At 39.9% G+C, this 18,732-nt stretch carries 16 protein-coding genes and 1 pseudogene; 7 read left to right on the top strand and 10 right to left on the bottom strand.

Annotation, left to right across the window (positions count from 1 at the left end):
- Positions 1-22: 22 nt before the first annotated feature.
- Together NSQ61_RS19430 and NSQ61_RS19425 are read left to right on the top strand one after the other, a co-directional pair.
- Positions 23-1,786: a thiamine pyrophosphate-requiring protein gene (locus NSQ61_RS19430; protein WP_063386272.1), complete on the top strand. Its 1,764-nt coding sequence runs from the start codon at positions 23-25 to the stop codon at positions 1,784-1,786.
- 285 nt (positions 1,787-2,071) lie between these two features.
- Entirely contained in the window at positions 2,072-3,544 is a 1,473-nt protein-coding gene (locus NSQ61_RS19425) for an MFS transporter (protein WP_232515608.1), read from the top strand.
- A gap of 188 nt (positions 3,545-3,732) precedes the next feature.
- Here NSQ61_RS19425 and NSQ61_RS19420 read toward each other — a convergent pair whose 3' ends face one another.
- The 4 genes from NSQ61_RS19420 to NSQ61_RS19405 all read right to left on the bottom strand — a co-directional run bounded on the left by NSQ61_RS19420 (position 3,733) and on the right by NSQ61_RS19405 (position 7,960).
- Positions 3,733-4,974, bottom strand: coding sequence for a S1C family serine protease (locus tag NSQ61_RS19420; RefSeq protein WP_340807994.1), 1,242 nt, complete (start codon positions 4,972-4,974; stop codon positions 3,733-3,735).
- A gap of 357 nt (positions 4,975-5,331) precedes the next feature.
- The gene (locus NSQ61_RS19415) at positions 5,332-5,736 is read right to left on the bottom strand and encodes a cytosolic protein (protein ID WP_066247319.1); all 405 of its coding nucleotides are present in this window, start codon (positions 5,734-5,736) and stop codon (positions 5,332-5,334) included.
- Positions 5,737-5,757: 21 nt separating this feature from the next.
- Complete coding sequence (gene glsA, locus NSQ61_RS19410; RefSeq protein WP_066247321.1) at positions 5,758-6,681, bottom strand: glutaminase A; 924 nt, start codon at positions 6,679-6,681, stop codon at positions 5,758-5,760.
- 106 nt (positions 6,682-6,787) lie between these two features.
- Positions 6,788-7,960: an MFS transporter gene (locus tag NSQ61_RS19405; RefSeq protein WP_066247323.1), complete on the bottom strand. Its 1,173-nt coding sequence runs from the start codon at positions 7,958-7,960 to the stop codon at positions 6,788-6,790.
- Positions 7,961-8,102: 142 nt separating this feature from the next.
- On the opposite strand from NSQ61_RS19405, the gene NSQ61_RS19400 reads away from it, so the two are divergent.
- Positions 8,103-9,011, top strand: a complete 909-nt coding sequence (locus tag NSQ61_RS19400; protein ID WP_340807991.1) for a LysR family transcriptional regulator — start codon at positions 8,103-8,105, stop codon at positions 9,009-9,011.
- Positions 9,012-9,310: 299 nt separating this feature from the next.
- Here NSQ61_RS19400 and NSQ61_RS19395 read toward each other — a convergent pair whose 3' ends face one another.
- The 6 genes and pseudogenes from NSQ61_RS19395 to NSQ61_RS19370 form a co-directional block, all read right to left on the bottom strand.
- Positions 9,311-10,390, bottom strand: a complete 1,080-nt coding sequence (locus NSQ61_RS19395) for a Gfo/Idh/MocA family protein (RefSeq protein ID WP_094244544.1) — start codon at positions 10,388-10,390, stop codon at positions 9,311-9,313.
- 20 nt (positions 10,391-10,410) lie between these two features.
- Positions 10,411-10,908 carry a GNAT family N-acetyltransferase gene (locus NSQ61_RS19390; RefSeq protein ID WP_094244543.1) on the bottom strand — a complete coding sequence of 166 codons (498 nt, stop codon included), beginning with the start codon at positions 10,906-10,908 and terminating at the stop codon, positions 10,411-10,413.
- Positions 10,909-11,006: 98 nt separating this feature from the next.
- Entirely contained in the window at positions 11,007-12,236 is a 1,230-nt protein-coding gene (gene hemA, locus NSQ61_RS19385) for a 5-aminolevulinate synthase (protein WP_144598213.1), read from the bottom strand.
- A gap of 103 nt (positions 12,237-12,339) precedes the next feature.
- Positions 12,340-13,293, bottom strand: a pseudogene (gene serA / locus NSQ61_RS19380) (phosphoglycerate dehydrogenase); the annotation flags it as partial.
- A gap of 339 nt (positions 13,294-13,632) precedes the next feature.
- A complete protein-coding gene (locus NSQ61_RS19375) occupies positions 13,633-14,607 on the bottom strand; it encodes a bile acid:sodium symporter family protein (RefSeq protein WP_327856213.1) in 975 nt (324 codons plus the stop codon).
- Between the two features lie 215 nt (positions 14,608-14,822).
- Positions 14,823-15,146, bottom strand: a complete 324-nt coding sequence (locus NSQ61_RS19370) for an antibiotic biosynthesis monooxygenase family protein (protein ID WP_063386279.1) — start codon at positions 15,144-15,146, stop codon at positions 14,823-14,825.
- A 150-nt stretch (positions 15,147-15,296) separates the two neighbouring features.
- On the opposite strand from NSQ61_RS19370, the gene NSQ61_RS19365 reads away from it, so the two are divergent.
- The 4 genes from NSQ61_RS19365 to NSQ61_RS19350 all read left to right on the top strand — a co-directional run bounded on the left by NSQ61_RS19365 (position 15,297) and on the right by NSQ61_RS19350 (position 18,683).
- Positions 15,297-16,499, top strand: coding sequence for a trans-sulfuration enzyme family protein (locus NSQ61_RS19365; RefSeq protein ID WP_375338759.1), 1,203 nt, complete (start codon positions 15,297-15,299; stop codon positions 16,497-16,499).
- Between the two features lie 716 nt (positions 16,500-17,215).
- Positions 17,216-17,431, top strand: coding sequence for a hypothetical protein (locus NSQ61_RS19360; RefSeq protein WP_063386281.1), 216 nt, complete (start codon positions 17,216-17,218; stop codon positions 17,429-17,431).
- A 5-nt stretch (positions 17,432-17,436) separates the two neighbouring features.
- Entirely contained in the window at positions 17,437-17,640 is a 204-nt protein-coding gene (locus tag NSQ61_RS19355; RefSeq protein ID WP_063386282.1) for a hypothetical protein, read from the top strand.
- 407 nt (positions 17,641-18,047) lie between these two features.
- Positions 18,048-18,683, top strand: coding sequence for an FMN-dependent NADH-azoreductase (locus tag NSQ61_RS19350; RefSeq protein WP_311066462.1), 636 nt, complete (start codon positions 18,048-18,050; stop codon positions 18,681-18,683).
- Positions 18,684-18,732: the final 49 nt, after the last annotated feature.

The following is an 18,732-nucleotide window of genomic DNA, read 5'->3' as shown; positions in this document are numbered from 1 at the left end:
ATGTTGAAAGGGTGTGTGTTGTTTGACCAGCCGATATACGACAAGCAAGGCACTTTTAGAAGCGTTACAAGAAGCTGATGTTTCCTTTATTTTTTCAAATCTAGGAAGCGATCACCCTGCCATTATTGAAGCCCTTGCCGAAGCTGAAAAAGAGGGAATTGATTTTCCGAAAATCATTACTTGTCCACATGAAATGGTTGCCTTAAGCGCTGCACATGGATATGCTCAAGTAAGCGGGAAACCTCAAGCTGTTTTAGTGCATGTTGAATGCGGCACGCAAAACCTTGGCGCTGCCATTCACAATGCTTGGAAAGGTCGGGTGCCTGTCCTCATTTTTGCCGGAACTTCTCCATATACTCAAGAAGGGGAGCTTCGGGGAAGCAGGAACGAATTTATTCACTGGATTCAGGATGTTCCCGATCAGCCCGGAATTGTAAGGGGTTACATGAAGTATACTCATGAGATTCGCACCGGGAAAAATGTAAAACAAATTGTCCATCGTGCCCTGCAAATTGCTCAAAGCAGCCCGAAAGGACCCGTATATTTGACGAGCGCTAGAGAAGTTTTGGAGGAGGAAGTAGAAAAAGTAGAAATTCATCCTGAGCAATGGAGACCAATTGCAGCGCGTGCACTGGCACCGCAAGAAATAGATCCTTTAGTGAAAGATTTACTGGCAGCAAATAATCCGCTCATTGTCACGTCATATATTGGCAAAAACAAACAAGCGGTGAAAGAACTCGTTCAATTTTGTGAAAAACTTGCGATACCTGTTTTAGAGTCAGTGCCAAACTATATGAACTTTCCATCTGATCACCCGCTTCATTGCGGATATCAGTGGAATACTTCAACACAAAACGATTTAATCGAAAAAGCAGATTTTATAATGGTCATTGACAGTGATGTTCCTTGGATTCCAGTGAATAATAAACCATCGCCAAATTGTACGATTTACTATATTGATGAAGATCCGCTGAAGGAAGGGATGACATTATGGTATATCCCATCAAAACGTTTTTTCGCAGCTGATGCCGAAACGGCCTTGCGGCAGTTGAACGAAGTGATTAAAAACGCTGACATTGACAGCTTGCAAGTAAATGAAAGGAGAAAACAAATAGAAAAATATCATAAAGCTCAGCGTGAAGAATGGAAAAAAGCTGAACAATTTTTTGACGACATTATCACGCCTGAGTATTTAACTGCCTGCATACGGGAAGTGTGCGATGAAAACACGATTATTGTCAATGAAGGCATTTCAAATTTCCAAACATTATATACCCATTTGCAAATGACCAAACCAGGTTCTATTTTTGGCAGCGGCGGAGGCGGACTTGGATGGAACGGCGGAGCAGCGATAGGAGCAAAACTGGCAGACCCGTCTAAAACAGTGATCAGCCTTACTGGAGATGGATCTTATCTGTTTAGCGTCCCTTCGAGCGTTCATTGGATATCGCAAAAATATGACGCGCCATTTTTAACCGTAATTTATAATAATCGCGGTTGGAAATCTCCGAAACTGTCAACCTTAGCTGTTCATCCGAATGGTATCGCAAATGAAACGAATCAATTTTTCGTAGATTTCACTCCTCATGCTGATCTTTCGAAAATTGCAGAAGCTGCAGGTGGCGCCTATGCAAGAAAAGTAGAAAACCCTCATGAGCTGAAAGAGGCTCTGAATGAAGCAATAAAAACTGTCAAGTCTGGCCGTTCCGCTGTTTTAGATGTATATTTGCCCGCTATTAGTCAAGAAAACCAAATGAGAGAGGAAAAAAACCATTCCACAGTTTAAAAAGCGGGAGCAAAAAGCATTTAAAATTTGAATTCATTTGGAATAGTTGAAAGTACAAAAATTTTAAAGCTGCGGAGAAAGTTCAAAAACAAGATGGAATCATCAAGAATGTAGGCTAAAAAAGTTTTATATTCCTTTCATCGCACATCGTCCGAAATATAGAAAACCAGCAGCCAATGATCTTATATTCAACCAGCAGCATTTTCTATTTCTTTTTGCCCCTTTATGTAAGCGCTATCTAAAGGTTATGTTAAATTTTAAATCTAGATAGGAGTGAAAATGATAATGAAAAAATGGGAAAGGTACCATACAATATGGGGAATGCTGTTCCTAGGATGGGTTGTTTCTTATATCGACAGAACTGCGACAGGCCCAATTGTTACTTGGATGATAGAACATAAAATATCATTTTTTTCAGATGTCCCGAATCCTCATGAATTTGGGGGCTTAATAGGCAGTTTGTTTTTTGCCGGATTTATGTTAAACCAATTTCCTGGAGGAAACTTGGGAGATAAATTTGGATACCGCCCTATTATTATATTAAGTATTTTGTGGGCAGCCGTCGCCACTTTTTTCACAGGCTTATCAGGCGGACTCGTCATGTTTGTTTTATTCCGTGTATTACTTGGATTAGGTGAAGGAATCCTTTATTCAAATGACAGATCCTATATTGCTTTCAACACTCCTCCGGAAAAAATGGGCTTAGGAATGGGAGTTGTTATTACTGGCCTGTCTATCGGCTTAACGTTGGCAACAATCGGTACACCTCTTCTTCTGGAAGCTTTTGTTCCTCTAATGGGAAATGAGGCTTGGAGAGTTCCTTTTCTATTCATGGGATTCATTACTTTAATCGTTGCTGTTCTTATGTTTAAATTTATGAAGCCTGATAAAAAATTGATACAATCAGCAGATCCAAATTCACCTGGTGTGAAGGAATTTTACGGAAAATCGTTATATCACTTAAGTATTTATTCACTTGTGTTTTTGGTTATCATCATGGCGATATACTTCACATCAACAAAATTAGGGCTCTCATCGATTGTCATAGCTTTTATTTTGGCTAGTTTAGCCCCCATATTGATCATATATCTTTATGTAACAAAAAAATCAGAAGTGCACCCTTTGATTATGAATAAAAACCTGTTTTTCCTTTATCTATCTTTCCTGCCGATTTTATGGCATTTATGGTTGTATGGATTCTGGTCTACGGCAATTGTCCAAGAATTTGGCGGCGGAGCACTAGTTGCCGCAGCAGCAGTAGCTTCATTTAACGCAGTAGCAGGGGTTATCGGGTTCCCGCTTGGCGGAAAAATTTCTGACCTGTTAGCTGATAGACCGAACGGCCGCAGAAATGTATTAGCGCTTTTAACTTTTCTTTTAGCTGTTTCAATATTTGTTTTTGCTTGGTATATTCAAACGGAAAATAGCAGCCCGATTATTACATCAATCATTTTATTTATATCAGGATTATTCTTTTTTGCATTGCAGCCGGTTTCACATGCATTAAATGCAGAATTGGCGCCGGAAGGCAAACAAGGCGGGGCATTTGGCATGCTGAATCTGATAGCAGAAATTGGCGCCGTATTGTCGCCAGTCGTATCAGGATATTTAAGAGACAGCACAGGCAGCTGGGGAGCTCCGCTAATATTGGACGGAGTTTTAATTAGTATTAGTTGTTTATTTGTTTTAGCAATCTCAAGCAAAGCTGTACAATCTGCTCAACCAAAAAATATCTCGTCTAGCGAAGCAAATATGTAAACAAGTTATGTATAGCGATGAAATTTTTCTAAGCAAATGATGCTGTTGTTAATTGGCGAGTATCATTCATTTATCAGAGATAGATCATTTTCACATTGATGAAAAAGATTCCCATTGAAAAAAGGGCTTTGCAAAAAGTTAATTGAACTGACTTTTTGCGGGCCCTTTCTTTTTAATACTATTCCCGATCAGGTTTGCGATAAGTCTTGACTTGAAAGGGTAACTGTGACGGTCTTTTCTTTTCCGTCCCGATATAATTTGACTTTGACTGAGTCTCCTGATTTCTTTTCACTGTACAAATATTTTCTTAACTCACTCGTGTTGTGAATACTTTGCCCATCCAATGCGACGATCACATCCTTTTCCTGCAATCCGGCCTGATCGGCGGGAGAATTTGCCTGAACTCTTCCAACTACCGCACCTTCTTTAACGTCAGATGGCAAATTGAGTGTGTCTCTAAGGAAATACTCAGGAAGCTCGCTTACATTTAATAATGCAACTCCAAGAAACGGACGGTCAATTTTTCCTTTTTCCATTAATTGATTGATCGCCTTCACAACATCATTGCTTGGAATAGCAAATCCGAGCCCTTCCACACCTTCCTGGCTGATTTTCATACTGCTGACGCCGATGACTTTCCCATCCATGTTAATTAAAGGGCCTCCGCTGTTTCCTGGATTGATCGCTGCATCAGTTTGAATGACATCAAGCGCCCAGTCTCCTTCAGGAGTTGTAATCGTCACTGTGCGATTGACTCCGCTGATAATCCCTTCTGTTACAGTTCTAGAAAGATCGCTGCCAAGCGGATTCCCGATTGCAATGACCTGATCGCCGACTCGTATATTATCGGAATCACCAAACTCAGCTACTGTGTTAACACTATTGTTATTAATTTTTATGACTGCCAAGTCTGTCAATGAGTCAGCACCGACTACCTCTGCTTTTTCCTTATCGCCATTGGAAAGCGTTACCTCCAATGAAGAAGCCCCTTCAATAACATGGTTATTTGTAACAATAAAAACATCATTGCCGGACTTTTTAAAGATAATTCCTGTTCCGCTTCCGCTTTCCACTTCTTCGCTGGAAGAATCTTGGCGCGATCCAAACCAATCTGTCCTTTGCTGCTGCAAATTAGAAATGCCGACAATCGCTGGTGAAAGTTTTTCAGCTATTTCTGCAATATCGCCTTGATTGGAAATCTTCGCAACATTAACAGATGCTTCCTGATCGTTTGTATTTTGACTGACCGCTGCATGCTCTGTTTCATTTGAAGCTTTGTTATGATCTTGGAATGGCAAGTAGGTCAACGCACCGTATACAACAGCTCCGCCCAAAACACCGCTGATTAAAGAAGAAAGAACCGGCTTCAACAAACTGTTCTTTTTTCTTTCCACACGATTGTTTTGATCTATTTCATCATAATATCCCATAGCAAAAGCCCTCCTCTTCTTCATCGTTTGTCTTATTGACATACTAGGCAAAAAATATGACGAAACGATGAACAAAAGGTAAAAAAACATTGAAATATAAAAAAGATCGGACGCCGCTCGATATTATGCGCCTCTTACCTTTTCGCCAAATCCATAGTTCAAAAGCACTTTTCAAAAATCGTTTCTCCTGCCAAGCCCTAACGAAACGGTGAACATCAATCCGGATCGCCCGCGGTACTTTCATTTATTACAAAAAATGCAATTCTGAAACACATAGATGTTGTTGATTGAAAATAAGCCCTTCTGAAAAATTGGCATTTGAATTCGTATGCATGCCCCGGATTTCATTCAACGTATTCAAACTTCAACTGTTTTCCCTTCTTCAGCAACATGGAAAAGAAGATGAGCAAGATGCTGAATGGGGCCGTATATTTCCTCTTCCTCCTGCTCCGCCATCACTTCATCACCGAATTCTAAGTCATTTAGATAAAGAGCTATAAATTCATAAAAGTCTTTTAGTTCAAACCGGTAGCATTCGCTCGGATCTTCCTCGTCCTCCTCGTAGCGAAGGGAAAGATAAGACATATTGCCATCGCTGTCCTCAGCGTCAAAAAAGACGAAAAAACCAATGTTTGTATCGAGATCAAACAAATGTCTTGTCCCTCCTTCTGTCACCCTTTCAAAATCATCCGGGCTCAGCTTTTGCACTTTCATTTCTTCCATATCATCTTCAAGGTGAAATTTAACAGTGAATTCACGCATCGTATGTCTCCTCCTCAAATATTAGAAAATACTTAATGAATATGTTTTAGATAAAAATTCAAGCAGTTTGATGCCGGTCAGACTATTGCCTTTGTCATCCAATGCTGGACCGAATATGCCGATGCCGCATCTTTTTGGAACAGATGCGAGTATGCCTCCTGAGACGCCGCTTTTTGCCGGAATCCCGATTTTAATCGCAAATTCTCCCGAAGCATTATACATGCCGCAGGTGACCATAAACGTTTTGCAAATACGCGCTACATCAAGCGGCATGATTTCCTCTTCTGTAAACGGATCTCGCCCATCCATCGCAAAAACGAGGCCGATGCGAGCCAAATCGATGCATGTCATTTCAATGGCGCATTGCTTCGTGTAAAGCTCCATCAAATCTTCGACATCTTCGTTTATAATATTATGCTGTCGAAGAAAATAACATAAGGAGCGGTTTAAAAACGCGGTTTCAAATTCGGATTGAGCGACTTCTTGCGAATAAGAAATGGTTGGATTTCCTGTTAGCTTGCGGACAAAACGAATGAGTCTCTGCAGCCGTTCTTTCACCGTTCTTCCCGAAATCATATGCGTTACGGCAAGTGCACCGGCATTGATCATCGGATTCAGCGGCTTTGTAGGCTGTGTTTCCTCAAGCTTGGCAATGGAATGAAACGGATCGCCCGTCGGCTCCATCCCGACTTTTTTGAATACCTCCTTTTCACCGTGATCCATAATGACAAGAGCTAAAGCGATAATTTTTGAAATGCTTTGAAGCGTCACTTTTACCGTTACATCCCCCGCGTCAATGATTCTCCCATCAGGCATATATATAGCAATAGATAAATCATTTGGATTTGCTTTGCCAAGAGCCGGTATGTAACTGGCAACTTTCCCCTGATGCCCATACTTTTTCGCTTCTTGGACAAAGCGGATCAATTCTTCTTTTTCGTACATTCAGCCCATCACCATTATTTAGTATGGCTCGCTGTATAAAATTTTATAAACAACCCCTTTGATATTTGACAAATGAGTATGATATGTTTATTCAATCTGGAGATAGTCATTGTTGCATAGATTGTTTTCTCTCACTTCCATGCTTTCTTTTGCTTGATAAAATCCCCCATTGTCCCAGTAATGTCACTAATGCAAGGCCGCCGGCGGCAAACGGAAGTTGGGAAGGAGCCAATCCAGCCAGCATCACTATCCCTCCAAGAAGAGAACCTATTGCACTGCCCAAATAATTTGCGGAACTGTTCAAAGCAACGGCCGCTGCACCTTGATTAGGCTGTATGTGAAGCAATTCATGCTGCTGCGGGGCTTGCGATGCCCAGCCCATCGCCCCCCATAGAATAAAAGGCAGAAATGACAGGATCGGAAATGAAAGGGCGAATGGCACACTGAACATGGACAAAGCCATTATGGCCAAAATTCCTGCCATGAGCAAACCCGGTTTGCCTGTCCGGTCAATCAAAGCGCCGATGGAAAAACTGCCAACTACGCCGCCAATTCCCCATGCCCAAAGATATGGCGTGTTGTTGGAAATGTCCGCCAAGTTATTCAAAATAACAGCAATATATGTGTAAAGACCCAAGCTGGCAACACTGGTCATAAAAGTGATGCCAACAATTGCTGCAACCCGTCTATTTGTCATCATTGCGACGCGCTGGCGGAGTGAAGGTGGAGCTGAAGCTGCAAAATGTGGAAACCAGATGGCAATTCCCATCATGGCAATTAAGCCTAGTGCAGTGATCACCCAAAGAGTTCCATTCCACTTCAGATGTTCCGCAATCACCAGTCCAAGAGGGACTCCTATGACTGTTCCAGTGCTCATGCCGCCAAGAGTCATGCCAAGTGCTCTGCCGCGTTTCTGTTCGGGCACTAGTGATGCTGCAGCTGCTGATGCTAGCGGAGAGTAAAGTCCGGCGCCGATGCCTGCAATTGCCCGTGCAATCAGCAACATGGAAAAATTTGAAGCTAGTGCACTTATCCCGTTGCCTATCGAGAATACTGCGAGCGCCAACAATAAAATATTGCGCATCGGTTTTCCAGCAAGCAGTGTTGCAAATACCGGAGCGGCCAGTGCATAACAAAGCGTAAAGACGCTCACGGCTTGCCCTGTTTGTGAAGGAGTTATATGAAAAGTTGCACCGATATCCGGAAGCAAACCAGCTATCACATAAGCATCAAACCCAAGAGCGAACATACCGATCGTCAAGAGAAAAACTTTTTGCATAATAACTTAGCCTCCATTTTTACGGAATTATCTTTACGGAAGATTTATCTATTTTTCACTTTACAAGACGGAATGTAATATGTCTAATATATATTTATAAAACTACTAATATCTTATAAATATTAATAAAGGAGGAGATTAATTGGAACTGCGCCACTTGAAATATTTCTTAACAGTTGCTGAAGATTTGCATTTTGGGAAAGCTGCAGCCCGTTTAAATATGGCACAGCCGCCTTTAAGCCTTCAAATCCGACAATTAGAAGAAGAAATAGGCGTGCCTCTTTTCCATCGAACGAAAAGAAAAGTAGAACTGACGAAAGAAGGCCAATTGTTTTTGGAAAAAGTTAATCAAATTTTCAAAGATCTGGAGGAAGCTGTCGAATCAGTAAAAAGGGTGAACCGTGGAGAGGTCGGAAAAATAGCGATAGGATTCATTTCCTCATCAGCCTATGATATTCTTCCAACAATTATAGAGCACTATCGTAAAGCATATCCTAATATTCATATAGATTTGCAACAATTGACAACTAGAGAGCAATTAAAAGCTTTGCATGAGGGCGCAATTGATATAGGAATCCTTTGCCAACCCGCCAACATAAAAAATGACGGAATTCATTTCGAGGTTATTCGGCAAGAACGAATGATGATTGCTCTGCCAGAGGATCATCGGCTAGCTTCCGGCACTTCCCCGATTCATCTTGAAGAATTGGCGGGCGATTCATTTATTTTGACGGGAAGGAAGGCAAATCAAAGCCACTATGATACTGTGATAAACAGTTGCTATCAAGCGGGATTCCATCCTAAAGTAGTTCAAGAAACACAAGAATTGCCTACAGTCCTATCCCTTGTTTCATCAGGAATGGGCGTAGCGATTGTACCATCCTCTATCCAGCATGTATTAAAAAATAAAGTTGTCTATCGCGACATTTACAACAACCCAATTACTACTTCAACTGCCTTTGCGTGGAAAAGTGGAAATTTGTCTCCAACTGTTCATGCATTTCTTAACTTAATGAGAAAATCTGTCATTCCGTTTTTTCACCAAGTTTAATAGAAATAATCTCATGAAATGATACTGGCAATTAAAATTCTCTATCAAATCCTTAATTAAACAAGGAGAATAATTGAAATAACCGCAATAAAAAAAGAAGCAGGAGTACAATGAAAATAATCATTTCCCTCTCTGCCAAAGTAAATTTCAATGCATTTTAGCAGCCGATTTGATGATTGGGGAAAGAACTCTTGTATCTTTCTCCTCTTTTTTTGTCTTTAACATCATTTTGCCGTTAAAAAATTGGTTCAAAAAACCGATAAATTTACAATTATTATCAATTGAAATTTTGCATTCATTTAGCCTAGACGCTCCCAATCATTTTCATCGTTGTAAATTTCCCGTTGTGAACCAACAACATAATTTATCGGTCCAATTGTCTGAGCATCACGTTCTATTGTATTTAATAATTTTTGGAGCTTCAAAGCTGTTTGAAGGCTAGCAAACGGTTGTGAAGGAGCTGCTCCGTTTACTACATACCCGCCAACATCATTAACCAATCTTACCAATTTGCGTATTGTTTTTAGTTCAGGCTTCGAGTCATCAATATTCGTTTTCATGTCCATTATGACCTGTTCTCCGAAAGGAGTTCTTTCCCATATACGAAGATGGTCAACATCCCATACAGGTGTATCAAACACCATATTGGCAAAGATTAGACGGTTTTGTGGAGAAGCGAATACAAGATCGACTTCTCTCTTTCGGACAATATTTACGAAGCTGCTATACCCGGTTATTGCCGCTTTTCCTAAACATGCAGTTACGGCTGCACTGTCAAGTACGTCAGAACCTGATACGGAGAAGTCTGATCGAGTGCCTTGAATAGACTTTAACTCCAGATCAGTATTGGATGCACAAATCCATTGGATAAGATCTAGCGGATGGATTATTTCGCTGATCACACCTACAGTTGGCCTATAATCATTCATTCTGTTCTTTCCCCAGTAAAAATTGGCCCGAATAAGCTGCAAATTATGCTCTTCAACAAACTTTTTCAAGACGATGGTTGCATCAGAGTAACGTTCTATAAGGTTAAGACAGAATCCAGATACACTTTTAAGTTTCGCTTCCAGCAGCTCTAAATCATCGTTCGTATTCGCCAAGGGCTTCTCGCAAATAACAAAGCCTTTGTATCCTTCCAACTTTTTAATTATATCCATGTGGAACTCATCATTTACACTAATTACAATAATGTGAGGCTCAAATTGTTCAATAGCAGCATCCACCTCTTTAAAGTATTGAATATCCCTGCGTTTAGGATTTCTATTAACATATGCAAAATTGATTTTTCTAGCTCCAACAATATCTTTATTCATATTGGAAAAAGCTTTAAGAAATCTTGTCCCTGCATATCCCAAACCACAAATTAAGACGTTCATCAGTTGCCCCCCTTTAACATTTAAATTTCTTTTATTAAAAGCTCTTCGCCTGAATCAATAAATCCGAGCTTTTTATATAAATTTTTTGCAATCGGTGTTGTTTGTAAGATAACTTTTTCAACATTATTGGCCTGAAACCAGTCCAAAATATAGTTCATTAAACATTCTGCAAACCCTCTACGGCGCCGTTCAGGGTGAACAACAACCGATTGCACCCACCCAACAAGTCCGTTTAAACATCCTTTCATCGGCGCACGTTCATCAATGATTCCTATAGCACAGGCCGATATTTCGGTTTCGCCATCATAGTGGGCTACAGCAATTACCATTTTTTCATTTGCAGGTATATTGTGAATAAGCCATTTCCGATAGCTTTTCTGCCATGCCATTTGTTCTTCGGGTGATTTCGAAACATAGTGGCCTGCCCCTTCATTGAGCAACAGCTTCCTTAAATCAATCAGCATGTCAACATCATTGATGGTTGCCTTTCTAGCAACAATTTTTAAATTATGATCCATGAATAAATATCCTCTCCTATTCTGTTGTATACGTTAAGGGTGGCAAAAAACTATGGACTACTCTTATCTCAGAATTGTAATAGGTTATCTCTAACCAATTATGCGAACACATCGGCCGATTGTGCAAATGGAATATTAAAGTGGCAAAAAACTTCATTTAATGCATCGGTTAGCTGCAACATCTGCTCTTCAGTGTGGTTCGGTGTAACATTGACTCGAAACCGTTCTGTACCAACAGGAACTGTCGGCGGGTTAATAGGCTGCAGATAGATTTTATGTTTTTCAAGCATTCTTTGAGCAGCTGCCTTACATTTTTTTGCATCCCTAATCATTACAGGAAGAATGTGTGTTACACTCGATGGCATTACCGGTATACCTGCCTGAACGAGCATCTTTCTTAGCTGATTAGTCTTTCTATGCAGTTCATTTCTCTCTTTATCAGAAGATTTCAAATACCCGATGCTTGTATAGCATGCAGCAACAATTGCCGGCGGCAGGGAGGTAGTAAAAATAAAGCCGGATGCAAAGGAGCGGACAGCATCAATCAGCAATTCCGATGCAGTAATATACCCGCCTATCACTCCTATCGCCTTCGCCATTGTTCCTTGTATAATGTCAATGAGATTGGCAACTCCAAGCTCTGCAGCTATTCCTGCTCCTCGAGGACCGTACATACCGATAGCATGAACTTCATCGAGAAATGTTAGTGCGTTATATTTTTTAGCAAGATTCACAATTTCCTTAATCGGTGCGATATCGCCGTCCATCGAATATATTGACTCGAATACGATGATTTTGGCTCGATTATGCGGCTGGGAAGCTAGTAATTCCTCCAAATGTTCGACATCATTATGCCTAAATATGGCGCGGTCAGCTTTTGCACTTCGTATCCCATTGATAATGGAGGCATGATTAAGCTCGTCGGAAAACACTATGCAATTAGGGAACAGGCGCAATAAGCATTGTAATGTTGCATCATTTGAACTGTATCCGGTCGGAAAAACGAGTGCTGCCTCTTTACCGTGCCAGTCAGCCAATGATGATTCAAGCAAAGTGTATTGGTAGTGTGTGCCGCCTATGTTCCGCGATCCGCCTGAACCGGCTCCATTTAACCGGATTGCTTCTTGCATCGCTTCAATTACTAAAGGATGCTGGGACATTCCCAGATAATCATTGCTGCACCAAACAACAACAGGCTGCTCATCTTCCTTGCCATTCAACTTCGCCAAAGGATACTGGCCGCATATGCGGTTAATCGTAATAAATTCACGGTATTGCCCTCTTTCCTTCAACGAATTTAGCTTGTCGCTGAGAATTTCTGTATACATAACTCTATCATCCTCCAATAAATATAAATTCCATTCAAGAAGGAATTGTAATTTTTGTTTTTCAGCCGCACTCTTAATGTAAAATCAATTGTTTGTTAATATTCTCCTCCTGTGCAACGGGCGGAAAATTGACAGAAAACCTAACAGGCATGCCTTTTATAAATCGCAAAACTTCCTCGGCAATTTGTGCAGCGACCTTAAACTGCGCTTCTTTTGTCGAGGCTCCTATATGCGGCGTCGCAATTACTGACGGATGATCAGCCAATTTTGAATGAATAGGCGGTTCGACTTCAAAAACATCAAGCGCTGCACCTGCGACATGGCCATTTTCTAGAGCTTCTAAAAGAGCTTCTTCTTCAATAATTCCGCCTCTTGCACAATTGATAATCCTTACCCCTTTTCTTGTTTTTGCCAATGTATCTTTATTTAACAATCCTCTCGTTTTTTCGTTCAGGGGTGCATGAACTGTAATTATGTCCGCACTTGAAAGAACTTCATCAAAAGAAAGCATTTCGACACCGAAATTATTTGCTCTCTCTGGAGTTAGGATTGGATCAAATACATGCACTTTCATTCCAAAGGCTTTAGCCCGCTTGGCAACTTCAATACCAATGCGCCCAAAACCGATAATGCCTAAGATCTTCCCGTAAAGTTCAGATCCAACAAATGCTGACCGATTCCACTCTTTTGCTTTAACTGAAATATTCGCTTGCGGAATGTGCCTCATCAAAGAAGAAATCATCGCAAGTGTATGCTCGGCTACCGAAATGGTATTTCCATTGGGAGCATTAATGACAATTACTCCTTGCTTTGTTGCCTCATCAATATCAATGTTATCTACACCGACTCCGACTCTTCCGATAATTTTTAAAGAGGTCATCTTTCCTAAAAGCTCTTTCGTTACTTTTGTGCTGCTCCTCACCAAAAGAGCATCAAAAAGATTTAGTTCATCTTCTGCTTCCGATACACTTTTTTGGACAACTTCAACCGCTTCTGATTCTATCAACGGTTTCAGTCCTTCATTGTTCACTTTGTCAGAGACTAGTAGCCGAAACATTGTTTAAATACCTCCTGTAATTTATTTTTAGGATCTATTAGCGCGCGCTTACCAAGCAATTCTATATTTGCTTTTATTTTCCTTGTAAAAAAAAGTTAATTTTTTGTTAATTTATAGTTAAAGTTGTAAATATTACTAAAACACTATTAAAAAATGCTGATTCATGTAACGTCATTATTGATGCTCCTTACCGGTTCTGCGTCCAATTGGCGAATAAAATAATTAACACATCAATGCCTGAAATTGCCCTTAAAAAACCCCTTCAATATAGGCAGAAATGCCTTAATTGAAGGGGATGCTCACATAACGTTTTATTAATGCTTTTTTGCATAAAAGCGTTCATTTTGCATTTGCCGCATACTTTTTTTCAGTAAGCGCATGGTGATAAACTTTTTCAAGCATGCGTCCATAAAAAGAAGCTAAAACCTGCTGAAAAAGCATGCCTAAGACAACCGGTACCGCCACTTGCGGCGGAAAATAAGTGATCGCAAGCACTGCACCGGCGCTAATATTCCTCATTCCGCCCGTAAACGTTAAAGTGATGATATCATCCTGTTGAAATTTTAATAGACGCCCGGTCATCCATGAAAAAAAGTAGCCGCTTGTAGCAATCAAAAAAACGAAAAACCCAATCAAAATTAATTTTTTATTCGGGTTCGCCAAATAAGGAGCCACTATCGCACTGTTGATGATCACTACAAGCGATAAGGCTATTTTCGAAAACGGACTTAAAACGGCTGCAATACGCTGTTTCAATTCTTTTTTCGTCCACTCATTTACAAGCATTCCTAAAATGGAAGGCAGGATAATCATGAAAAATAAGCCAGACATCATATTCCATACGTCGATTTCTACCGTTCTCCCCACCAATACTAATAAACTGGCAGGAACGACAAAAGGAGAAATAAACGTATCTATTAATATAACAGCAAGAGCTAAAGCCAAATTTCCTTTATGGATTGATACCCAAATAAAGCTTGTAACACCAGTTGGAATGATCACGGCCAAAACTAAACCAATGATTGTGAAGCTGTCTTCTTGAAAAGCAAGATGGCCGACAGCAAACGCCCAAAGCGGGATGAAAAGATGAAGCAGCAAAAGAACGACGAAAATCGGCAGCGGATGCAAAAGAGCCTGCTTAAACGCATGAAAACTAAGATTTAAACTGCCCGCAAACGTAATAAAAGCAAAAATCCACGGAACAAGCTGAGAAAAATCGTCAAATATAGTTGAAAATACAATCCCGATCACAACACTTGACGGGGTTAAAAAAGGAAGCATCTTTTCCATTATGCTGTTTATGTTTTTTAACATTTTTCTCTCTCTCCAGTGTTAAGCTAAAATGAAAAGTTGCGCAATCCTAATGTTCACAAATAGTGAACAATCTTTACTTCATTATATAATATGCAATTTTTTCTCACCAATCCAGCGCTATGTCAAAACATTTTGCGAAGTTACTATGAACCTAGTCTCATGCTTTTCCCTTGGTTTTTTAGGGAAGCGGCCATTCTTCTGGGCTATAGTATCTATCAAATATGGAAAACCCTTTCCTCTTCTACTTTGCAAATTCTGATTGTATAACGTTTATACCATTCCTTCCTGCCTTTATCCTGCGCCGCTTTATGCAAAGCATTTTCTTTCCAGCGTTTGATATCATCCAATGATTCCCAATATGAAACTGTAATTCCGTACCCATTCTCATTTCTTGCACTCTCTGCTCCTAAAAAACCGGGCTGTTTGGACACCAATTGATCCATTTCCTTTGCCATTTCCTCATAACCATTGTCCCCTTCTGTTCTTTCCGATGTGAAAATCACGGCGTAATACTCGTTTAAACGTTTTGTATAATTCATTTTTCAAGCACCCTTTCTTATCAAAACGAAAAGTTTCATACTGTTTTATCATATAATGAACAAAAATGAATTCTCAAACTAGTTTTATTTTTTTTAATAATAGATATATAATATCTATAAAATTACTTTGATTTAAGGGAGAAATAAATAATGAAAAGAAATGAACAAGAACAACGGAATCCTCAAGCACTCAGAGATGAAACAATTGTCATCCATGGCGACGATTCTATAACGGACGAAAAAGGAGTCAATCCTGCTATTTACTATTCCGCAACATTCCAGGCACATAGTGCAAGCGAATTTTCTGAAATTGCTGGAACACCTCGTCATCCGCGATATTACACACGTTACGGAAACCCAGTGCATGAACGGGTTCAAAAAATTGTAGCAGATCTTGAAGGAACTGAAACAGCCTTAGTAACCGGCTCTGGTATGGGAGCGATAGCGACAACTATTTTATCGCTTGTAGCAGCAGGCGATCATGTGATTGCCCAAAAAAATCATTATATGAGCACAACGAAAATTATGGATGAGCTGCTGCCGAAATTTGGTGTTGACGTGACGTTCGTTGACCAATCCGACACTTCTGCGTTTGAAAAGGCAATTCGTCCGAATACAAAACTTATTATGGTTGAGACGCCTGCCAATCCTACATTGGTATTGACAGATTTAGCTGCAGTGTGTGATCTTGCCCGCCAACATGGAATTATCGTTGTCGCAGATAATACGTTTGCTTCCCCTATCAATCAGCGTCCACATGACTTTGGGGTTGATGTTGTTGTCCATAGTGCAACAAAATACATGGGCGGCCATCATGATTTGACAGCTGGCGTAATTTGCACAAACGAGGAATTAGCTGAACGTATTTGGAATACGCATATTTCCATCGGTTCAGTGCTTTCGCCAATGGATGGTTGGCTATTGCTGAGAGGCTTGCGCACGCTTCCTATGCGGATCGAACGGATTAACGCGAACGCTTTGGCGTTAGCCGAATTTCTTGAGAATCAGCCTCAAGTTGAACGGGTATATTATCCGGGGCTGCCAAGCCATCCGCAGCACGAGCTTGCTAAGCGGCAAATGAAAGGCTTTGGTGCCGTTATTGCCTTTTCCATTAAGGGCGGTTATGCTGAAACACAGCGCTTTGTTTCCGCATTAAAGCTTCCTCCTAACGCTGTAAGCCTTGGCGGAGTCGAGTCTCTCGTTGTACATACAGCAGCGATGTGGGAAGGAACAATGAACGAAGAACAAATGCAGCTCGCAGGAATCCCGGCAAACTTCGTGCGCTTCTCTGTCGGCATAGAACATATCGAAGATTTAAAAGAAGATGTCAGACAAGCTCTGCAAAAAATTTAATGAAGGAATGTGCGGACAATGGCGGGGGCTGTCTAATAAGCCGTTTTATCGGCTTATTGACGCCCCCTTTCATCTTTTTGAAAGTTTATGATTTTTTGTTTTCAATGGAGATTTGACTTTCTGTACAGCCTCAATTAAAAATGCATTTCATTTTAGGAGCTAGTGCTTGCAGAAAAATCTTGATTTTATTAAACATACATCTTGCAATTTGAAACACTCGAAATCTATCATTTCTAAATATCACTATTGAACACACTACCTGAACAAGCTTTGGCAGCTTATGATAAAAAATAACTGCTTCATCAGTTCTATTTAATGGGATGTAAATTTTGCCGTATTAATAGTAAATAAGATTAGTTTCTCCCCATCCTTGGAGCAGATGAGTTATGTCAACACAGCACTCCGCCTCGCTTCTTAAAGTTAAGCTGATTTGTTTTACATACGCACTCCAAGACAGCATGTGTTGTCAATAAATCATCGATATAGAGGCCCGCTTGACAGCTATTTTTTATTTAAAATGATTTTAACTTCCCCACTTGCACGCTTCTCGAAAAAAACAGCATTCCCTTCTCCATGTGATTTCAATCTCTGCCATTCCATTCTAAAGAAAGATGCCCAAAAAAATGAATCGTTCCAAAATTTTCTTCTTCATATCAGAACATATATTCGCATATAATAAAAATAGAACAAACGTTCTTTTTTGTGAGGTGAAAATCATGAACGGTTTGCTGCTGAATGCCAAAAAGTACGGTTTTGCTTTAAAGATGATCTACATGACCGATCAAGGGGTAATAACAGAAAGATTGATTACAGTAAAAGACTTTAACGATAAATACATTCGCGCTTACTGCCACTTTCGAAAAACTTTCCGAACGTTTAAACGATCCAACATTCTTTCAATTGGTCCCATAAAAAAACGAAAAATAGGGTGAAACGAATGGGTAGATATCACATTATGCTAACATATTTTAAAGGTCGGCAAAGAGTTGTACAGGTCATGGATTTCAGCGGTGCGCAAATGATTACTTTTACAATGGATGAGCTGGAAAATGACGAGATGCCCGTTGAACTAAAGAAATATATTAAAACAATCGAAAAAGAAATAAATGAAGGACGATGGGATTATTGGAAAAGAATTTAAGAAACGGGCATTTACTCTGCCTTTCCGTAAAGAAAATGCTGCCTTATCATTTGAGGAGAAGATGGCAATAGCTAAGCTTCACATTACAGGGAATAATAAATTATATTCCAAACAAATGGATGAAAAACGGTTTTCACGGCGAAAGCGTTCAAAATCAAAAATAACTGATCAAGGCTCATTCGTAGATCAGCCATGTTTATTGACCGATAAGACGTGAAAAACAAATTAGACAGCTGAAAACAAATTATTTGACTAAATTTGGATAAATTTTTTTGCAAACAAATCATTTGAAATCTAAAACAAATTCCTATAAAATTATCTCGAAATAAATATTTTCAAAATAAAAATTTATAAATTTTATTTTTTCACTAAAAAACTAAAATTGCACCAAGAGAGGAAGGTTTACGTTGACAAAAGTATTGTACATTACAGCACATCCACTTGATGACACCCAATCTTACAGTTTGGCAGCAGGAAAGGCTTTTATCGAAACCTATAAAGAAGCGAATCCTGACCATGAAGTAATTCACCTTGATTTATATAAAGAACATATTCCCCAAATCGATGCTGATGTATTAAATGGCTGGGGGAAACTGAGATCCGGAAAAAGCTTAGATGAGCTTACTTCCGAGGAAAAAGCGAAAGTTGGACGTCTTTCAGAGCTTTGTGAACAATTTATTGAAGCGGATAAATACGTTTTTGTTACACCTTTATGGAATTTTTCATTTCCGCCTGTCTTGAAAGCATATATTGATGCAGTTGCAGTTGCAGGCAAAACGTTTAAATACACTGAACAAGGATCTGTTGGGTTATTGACTGATAAAAAAGCCCTGCATATTCAAGCGCGTGGAGGCATTTATTCAGAAGGTCCAGCAGCTCAAATGGAAATGGGTCACCGCTATTTGGCTGTTGTGATGCAATTTTTCGGTGTTCCTTCATTTGAAGGCTTGTTTGTAGAAGGACACGCTGCTCAACCTGAAAAAGCAGAGGAAATTAAACAAAACGCAATTGCGAGAGCAAAAGATTTAGCGCATACGTTTTAAGTAAAAAATAAAGAGGCTGATCTTTCATGATATGCTCCCCTTAAGGTAG

This window comes from Aeribacillus sp. FSL K6-1121, assembly GCF_038003725.1.
Taxonomy (GTDB): Bacteria; Bacillota; Bacilli; order Bacillales; family Aeribacillaceae; genus Aeribacillus; species Aeribacillus composti.
The sequence above is the reverse complement of the archived record's forward strand: the minus strand, read 5'-3'. Positions and strand labels throughout refer to the sequence as shown.